This is a genomic window from Patulibacter medicamentivorans, from assembly GCF_000240225.1.
Lineage (GTDB): Bacteria > Actinomycetota > Thermoleophilia > Solirubrobacterales > Solirubrobacteraceae > Patulibacter > Patulibacter medicamentivorans.
Window position 1 is genome coordinate 1 of sequence record NZ_AGUD01000215.1, and the last position, 6,729, is coordinate 6,729.

Here is a 6,729-nt window from a genome sequence, read left to right on the forward strand (position 1 = left end):
CTGCGGGCCGGCCGCCGGCGCGATGGGCGCGAGGCGCTCGGGGCGGCGCTCGAGGTCGCGCTCGCCTGCGGGGCGCGCGGGACCGCCGAGGCGGTCGCCGCCGAGCTGGAGGTCGCCGGCGCCCCGGCCAAGCGGCTGCGGTTCGACGAGCTGACCGCGTCGGAGCGGCGGATCGCCGAGCTGGCGGCCGACGGGCGCACCAACCGCGAGATCGCCGAGGAGCTGTTCGTGACCCCGAAGACGGTCGAGAACCACCTGACGCGGGTCTACGCGAAGCTCGGCGTCCCCTCGCGGCGGGCGCTCGCCGACGCCCTCTGAGCCGGGACCGCCGACCACCGGCGGATCCGGGTCGACGCCTCGCTCGGGCCGGGGCCCGGGAGCGACCCCCCCAACCCCGAGGACAGGGGGGAGATCCCTCATGCGGGGGATGCCGGCCGTGGCGATCCTGGTCGTCGTGCCGTAGGAGCACGCCCCCCGAACCACGCAGGAGCCCACCGTGCCCAGCCCGCAGTCCCGCATCCGTCGTCCCCAGGCCTCGACCGTGATCGCGTCGGTCGCCCTCTTCGCCGCCCTCTCGGGCACGGCGACGGCGGCGACGATGATCACGGGCAAGCAGATCAAGAACTCGAGCATCACCGGCAGCGACATCCGCAACTCGTCGCTGACCGGCAGTGACGTCAAGAACCGCTCGCTCGGGCTTTCCGACCTGAGCACGAGCGCCGTCAACGCGCTGAAGGGCGCGACCGGGCCGGTCGGCGCCGCCGGTCCCGCCGGGCCCCAGGGCCCCGCCGGTCCTGCGTCGCTGCCGAAGGTCCTGACTGCGTCGCTGGGCAGCAAGAACCTGCCGGCGAATGCCTCGACCGAGGTGCTGGAGAAGGCGGTCCCCGCCGGCAGCTACCTGGTCACGGCCAAGCTGACGCTCTTCACCCAGGACACCGACATCTACAGCTGCGAGCTGCGGGTCGGCGCGACGACGATCGACAGCGCGCTCTCGCAGTCGAGCGCGGCCGCCACCTCGCGGACGCCGCTGGTCGTGCAGGGCATCGGGTCGCCTGCCGCGGGCGAGACGCTGCGCGTGCTCTGCTCGACCGACGACGCGGTCGCCGCCGTCAGCCACGTGCGGCTGACCGCGGTCCCGGTGGGCGAGGTCGGCTAGGGGTGGGCCGGCGCCGGTGGAGGCCCCGCCGGCGCCGTGCCGCCCGCGCCCGCCGGCGGCGCGTCGCGGGCCGCCCGCGACGGGCGAACAGCCGTCCACCGCCGCGATCGGCGGTCTCGGCTGTGGTAGGAACGGCCGGACCACGCGCCCGGCGACCAGGCCCGGCGCCGACCGTCGCGAACCCCGTGCCCGAGCCATCAGACCTGCCGACCGGCCGCGAGGCCCCTCCCGAGGCCGACGTCTCCGACGTCGGGCGGCTGCTGGTGCGCTGCCCCGACGGCCCCGGGATCGTGGCCGCCGTCTCCGGGTTGCTGCACGCGCACGGCGCCAACATCGCCCAGTCCGACCAGTACTCGACCAGCCTCGAGGGCGGCACGTTCCTGATGCGGGTCGTCTTCCACCTGCCGGGGCTGGCCCAGCGGCGGGCCCACCTGGAGCGCGCGTTCGCCGAGCGCGTCGCCGCCGACCACGACATGACCTGGTCGCTGCACGACGCGGCGCGGCCGAAGCGGGCGGCGATCCTCGTCTCGCGCGAGGACCACTGCCTGCTGGACCTGCTCTGGCGGACCCGCCGCGGCGAGCTGGAGCTCGACGTCGGGCTGGTGGTGTCCAACCACGACGACCTGCGCCGCGACGTCGAGCCGTTCGGGATCGACTACCACCACGTCCCCATCACCCCGGACACCAAGCCGGCGGCCGAGCAGCGGCTGCTGGAGCTGCTCGACGGCCAGGTCGACGTGGTGATCCTCGCGCGCTACATGCAGATCCTCTCGGGCGACCTGCTGGAGCGGCTCGGCGTGCCGGTGATCAACATCCACCACTCCTTCCTGCCGGCCTTCGTCGGCGCCCAGCCCTACGCCCAGGCCCGCGCTCGCGGGGTCAAGCTGGTCGGGGCGACCGCCCACTACGTGACCGAGGAGCTCGACGCCGGCCCGATCATCGAGCAGGACGTCGCTCGCGTCAGCCACCGCGACGACGTCCCGGCGCTGATCGCGGTCGGCCGCGACATCGAGCGGACGGTGCTGGCGCGGGCCGTCGCCTGGCACGCGGCCGACCGCGTGATCGTGCACGACGGCACGACGGTGGTGCTCTGAGCGGCGTCAGCCGCGCCGCGACTCGCGCAGCGGATCGCCGGCGTCGTCGACGTGGACGGCGGGCGGCCAGGGGCCGGCGTGGTTGTCGCGCGCGCCGTCGATCGTCAGCACCGAGCCGCTGAAGAAGTCGCCGCCGGGGGAGGCCAGGTAGGCGACCAGCCAGGCGAACTCCTCGGGCCGCCCGAGCCGCTGGATCGGCACCTGGCCGGCGGCCGCGGCGACCATCTCCCTCGGGTACTTGGTCATGAAGACGTCGGTCCCGAACTGACCCGCGGCGATCGCGTTGAGCTTGATCCCGAACCGCGCCCACTCGATCGACAGCTCGCGCATCATGTTCTCGACGCCGGCCCGCGCCGCCGAGCTGTGGACCATCCCGGCCAGGCCGTTGTGTGGCGAGAGCGTCGTCGAGATCACCTTGCCGCCACGCGGACGGCCGTCGTCGCCGGCCGGGATGAACGCCTTCGTCGCGACCGCGTGGGTCATCAGCCAGGTGCCGTCGAGGTTCAGGCGGGTGACGGTCCGGAAGCCCTTCGGCGTGATCTCCTCGGCCGGGGCGAGGAACTGCCCGCCGGCGTTGTTGACGAGGGTGTCGATCCGCCCGTAGCGGGCCAGGACGTCGTCGACCAGCGCGTCGACCTGCTGCTCCTCGCGGATGTCGCAGACGTGGGCGCTGCAGCGGGCGCCGGCGAGCGCGACCGTCTCCTCCAGCGGCTCGATCCGGCGGCCGCAGATCGCGACGTGGGCGCCGAGCGCGACCAGCTCGAGCGTCGCGGCGCGGCCGAGGCCGCTGCCGCCGCCGCTGAGCAGGATCACCTGCCCCTCGAGCACGCCGGGGGCGAAGATCCTCGACGGAGCGGACATCAGCGGGCCTTGATCCCGAGCAGGTTCGACCCGACGATCGACTGGCGGACCTCGTTGGTCCCGGCGCCGATCTCGTAGAGCTTCGCGGTCCGGTAGAGCCGGTTGATCTCCGTCTCCCAGATGTACCCGCCACCGCCGTGGATCTGCACGCCGCGGTCGGTGATCCGGTTGAGGGTCCGCCCGGCCAGCAGCACCAGCGCCGCCGAGCGGGTGGCGACCTGCTGGGCGGCGGTCCCGTGCGGCGTCTCCTGGACCTCGAAGGCGACGTCGAGGGCGAGCGAGCGGAGCGCCTCGAGTTCGGTGTACATGTCGGCGACCTGGCCCGAGATCAGCTGGTTGGCGCCGATCGGGCGACCGAACTGCTCGCGCTCCCGGGCGTAGGAGACCGACAGGTCGAGCGCCCGCTCGGCGATCCCCAGCGCGTTGAAGGCGATCACGACCCGCTCGCGGTCGAGGCCGTTCATCACGACCGCGACCCCGCGATCCTCCTCGCCGAGCAGGTTCCCGGCGGGCACGCGGACGTCCTCGTAGACCAGCTCGGCGGTCTGGCTGCCGCGCAGGCCCATCTTCACGAGCTTCTGCGCCACGCGGAACCCCGGGGTGCCGGTCTCGACCACGAACGCGCTGATCCCGCGCGGGCCGGCCTCGGGCGAGGTCTTGGCATAGGTCAGCACGACGTCGGCGATCGTGCCGTTGGTGATGAAGAGCTTGGTCCCGTTGAGGACGTAGTCGTCGCCGTCGCGGACGGCGGTGGTCCGCATCCCGCCGAGGGCGTCGGACCCGGCGCCCGGCTCCGTCAGGCCGAGCGCGCCGACCAGCGAGCCGTCGCAGAGGCCGGGGGCGTAGCGGCGGCGGACGGCGTCGCTGCCGTTGGCCACGACGTTGTCGAGGCAGAGGTTCTCGTGCGCCGCGTACGACAGGCCGATCGCCGGGTTCCAGCGCGAGATCGCCTGGACGACCAGGCACTCGGTGACGAAGTCGGCACCGACGCCGCCGAGCTCGGTCGGCACGGCGACGCCCAGGAAGCCCTGCTCGCCGAGGCGCGGGAAGACCTCGGGCGGCCACCACTCCTCGTCGTCCATCCGCTGCTGCAGCGGATGGAGGGCGTCGCGCGCGAACGCGTCGACCGTGGCGAAGATCTCGCGCTGGTCGGCGGTGAGGCCGCGGCCGGCGTTCGCAGTGAGGGTGCTCATGACCGCCAGGAAGCTAAATAAGCATTTGATTGAAGTCAAGCCGCCGTCGTGCCACGATCGCCGCCGTGGCCACGTCCCCGACCGACCGCCCGCTCGGACCGACCCGGCTGCCGCCGCCGGCGGACCCGCCCACCGGGGCGGCCGTCACCAGCGAGCGGCTGCTGCAGGCCGCGCACGAGCTGCTCCACGAGCGCGGCGGGGGAGCGGTGTCGGTCAGCGACCTCTGCACGCGCGCCGGCGCCAACGTGGCGATGGTCAAGTACTGCTTCGGCAGCAAGGATGGGCTCTACGACGCGCTGGTCGAGCGGGTCGTCGGCAGCTTCCAGGCCGACCTGGCCCAACTCGACGAGCTGGCGTTGCCGCCGCGGGCGACGATGGAGCGCCACGTCGGCGGGATCGCCCGCAACTTCCTGCGCTTCCCCTACCTGAGCTCGCTGCTCAACGAGCGCCTGCGGCGGGCGGATCCCGAGACGGTCGCGCGGCTGAGCGAGGCGTTCGCGCTGCCGACCCGGGCCTGGCACGCCCGGCTGCTGGAGTCGGGGGCGGCGGCGGGGGCGTTCCGCCAGGTCGACCCGACGTTCTTCTTCTTCTCGGTGATCGGGATCTGCGAGTTCCTGTTCTCGGCCCGCTCGTGGCTGGAGCAGACCTTCGACGAGCGGCTCAGCGGCGACCTGGTCGAGCGGTTCGTCGCGCACACCACGCGGATGGTGCTCGACGGGATCGGCCCGGAGCGGCCGGACGTACTCGGATCACGATGAAGAACGCGCCGCGGGTTCACCGCTCGTGGCAGTGTCTTCTGCGTCATCTGCGCATAGCGTGATCGAATGCACCTGTCGCGCACGGCCCGGAACGTGAACATCGCCGTCGTCGCGCTGCCGTTCCTGGGCGCGCTGGTCGCCGTCGCGCTGCTGTGGAGCTCGGCCGTCACCTGGTTCGACCTGGCGGTCGCGGTCGTGCTCTACCTGATCGCCGCGTTCGGGATCACGATCGGCTACCACCGGCTGCTGACCCACGGCGCCGTGCAGGCCAAGCCGTGGGTCCGCTACGCGTTCGTGATCGCCGGGTCGGCCGCGATCGAGGGCCCGGCGCTGACCTGGGCCGCCGATCACCGCAAGCACCACGCCCACACCGACCAGGAGGGCGACCCCCACAGCCCCCACATCGGCGGCGGCGAGGGGCTGCGCGGCTTCTACCACGCGCACATGGGCTGGTTCCTGTCGACCCGCACCGACCGCGGGCTGGCGGCCAAGCACGCGCCCGATCTGCTGCGCGACAAGGGCCTGGTCCGGATCCACCGCGCCTTCTTCCTGATCGCCGGCGCGGGCCTGCTGCTGCCGTTCCTGCTCGGCCTGGCCTACCACGGCACCGTCGCCGGCGGCCTCCAGACCTTCGTCTGGGCGGGGCTGGTGCGGGTCTTCCTGCTCCACCACGTGACCTGGAGCATCAACTCGATCTGCCACATCTCCGGCTACCGCCGCTTCGAGGTCGACGACCAGTCGCGCAACAACCCGTTCCTGGCGATCCTGTCGCTGGGCGAGAGCTGGCACCACAACCACCACGCCTTCCCGCGGTCGGCCGCCCACGGGATGCGCTGGTACGAGATCGACCTGTCGGCGCTCCTGATCCGGGCCCTGGTGCGGCTGGGGCTGATGAGCAAGCCGGTCTACATCAGCCGCGAGCGCCAGGCGGAGAAGCAGCTGCGGTCGGCCAAGGGCGCCGTGGCCGTCTCCGACGCCGCCTGACGGCGGCGGTGCCGCGGCCGACGCCGAGCGCCCGGCAGAATGGTCGGGTGCCCGCCGCCGCGCCCCGCACCTTCACCCGCTTCGTCGCCCTCGGCGACAGCACCACCGAGGGCGTCGGCGACCCCTATCCGGATGGCCGCGAGCGCGGCTGGGCCGACCGCCTGGCGGTCCGCCTGGCGACCGTCGACCCGCGTGCGCACTACGCCAACCTGGCGATCCGCGGCCGCCTGATCGGCCGCATCCGCGAGGAGCAGCTGGAGCCGGCGCTGGCCCTGCGGCCGGATCTGGCGAGCGTGATCGGCGGCCTCAACGACGTGATCCGGCCGTCGTTCGAGCTGGCCACGGTGCTCGGCCACATGGAGGCGATGCAGCAGCGGCTGCTGGACGCCGGCGCGACCGTCGTGACGATCACCTTCCCCGACCTCTCGGCGTTCGCGCCGGTGGCGCGGCTGGTGCGGGAGCGGTTCCTCGCCTACAACGAGGGACTGCGCGCGGTCGCGACGCGAACCGGCGCCGTGCTGGTGGACCTGGGCCGGCTGCCGGCCGCGCAGGACGCGCGGCTGTGGTGCGACGACCGGCTGCACCCGAATCCCGCCGGGCACCAGCGGATCACCGACGCGGTCGCGGCGACCCTGGGGCTTCCGGACAGCGACGATCGCTGGCGGGCGGCGCTGCCGCCCGCC

8 protein-coding genes are annotated in these 6,729 nt (G+C 73.4%); 6 read left to right on the forward strand and 2 right to left on the reverse strand.

What is annotated here, in order from left to right; genetic code table 11:
• The 3 genes from PAI11_RS28155 to purU form a co-directional block, all read left to right on the forward strand.
• Positions 1-318, forward strand: a 318-nt coding sequence (locus tag PAI11_RS28155; protein WP_040600305.1) for a helix-turn-helix domain-containing protein, incomplete at its 5' end; no start/stop codon positions are given.
• A 178-nt stretch (positions 319-496) separates the two neighbouring features.
• The gene (locus PAI11_RS13880; RefSeq protein WP_040600306.1) at positions 497-1,156 is read left to right on the forward strand and encodes a collagen-like protein; all 660 of its coding nucleotides are present in this window, start codon (positions 497-499) and stop codon (positions 1,154-1,156) included.
• A gap of 185 nt (positions 1,157-1,341) precedes the next feature.
• Positions 1,342-2,250: a formyltetrahydrofolate deformylase gene (gene purU / locus PAI11_RS13885; RefSeq protein WP_138974315.1), complete on the forward strand. Its 909-nt coding sequence runs from the start codon at positions 1,342-1,344 to the stop codon at positions 2,248-2,250.
• A 6-nt stretch (positions 2,251-2,256) separates the two neighbouring features.
• Here the strand turns inward: purU and PAI11_RS13890 are convergent, their stop codons facing one another.
• Positions 2,257-3,111 carry an SDR family oxidoreductase gene (locus PAI11_RS13890; protein WP_007575823.1) on the reverse strand — a complete coding sequence of 285 codons (855 nt, stop codon included), beginning with the start codon at positions 3,109-3,111 and terminating at the stop codon, positions 2,257-2,259.
• Complete coding sequence (locus tag PAI11_RS13895; protein WP_007575824.1) at positions 3,111-4,304, reverse strand: acyl-CoA dehydrogenase family protein; 1,194 nt, start codon at positions 4,302-4,304, stop codon at positions 3,111-3,113. Before PAI11_RS13895 ends, PAI11_RS13890 begins: the two co-directional genes overlap by 1 nt.
• A 65-nt stretch (positions 4,305-4,369) precedes the next feature.
• Between PAI11_RS13895 and PAI11_RS13900 the strand changes: the two genes are divergently transcribed.
• From PAI11_RS13900 to PAI11_RS13910, 3 genes are all read left to right on the forward strand, one after another.
• Positions 4,370-5,062: a TetR family transcriptional regulator gene (locus PAI11_RS13900; protein WP_007575826.1), complete on the forward strand. Its 693-nt coding sequence runs from the start codon at positions 4,370-4,372 to the stop codon at positions 5,060-5,062.
• Positions 5,063-5,128: 66 nt separating this feature from the next.
• Entirely contained in the window at positions 5,129-6,046 is a 918-nt protein-coding gene (locus PAI11_RS13905; RefSeq protein ID WP_007575828.1) for an acyl-CoA desaturase, read from the forward strand.
• Positions 6,047-6,093: 47 nt separating this feature from the next.
• The coding region (locus tag PAI11_RS13910; protein WP_040600307.1) for an SGNH/GDSL hydrolase family protein at positions 6,094-6,729 on the forward strand (636 nt) is incomplete at its 3' end.

Excerpts from the sequence above, each read along its gene's own strand:
- PAI11_RS13890 (WP_007575823.1), bottom strand. The coding sequence starts at position 3,111 with ATGTCCGCTCCGTCGAGGATCTTCGCCCCCGGCGTGCTCGAGGGGCAG.
- PAI11_RS13895 (WP_007575824.1), bottom strand. The coding sequence starts at position 4,304 with ATGAGCACCCTCACTGCGAACGCCGGCCGCGGCCTCACCGCCGACCAG.
- PAI11_RS13905 (WP_007575828.1), top strand. The coding sequence starts at position 5,129 with ATGCACCTGTCGCGCACGGCCCGGAACGTGAACATCGCCGTCGTCGCG.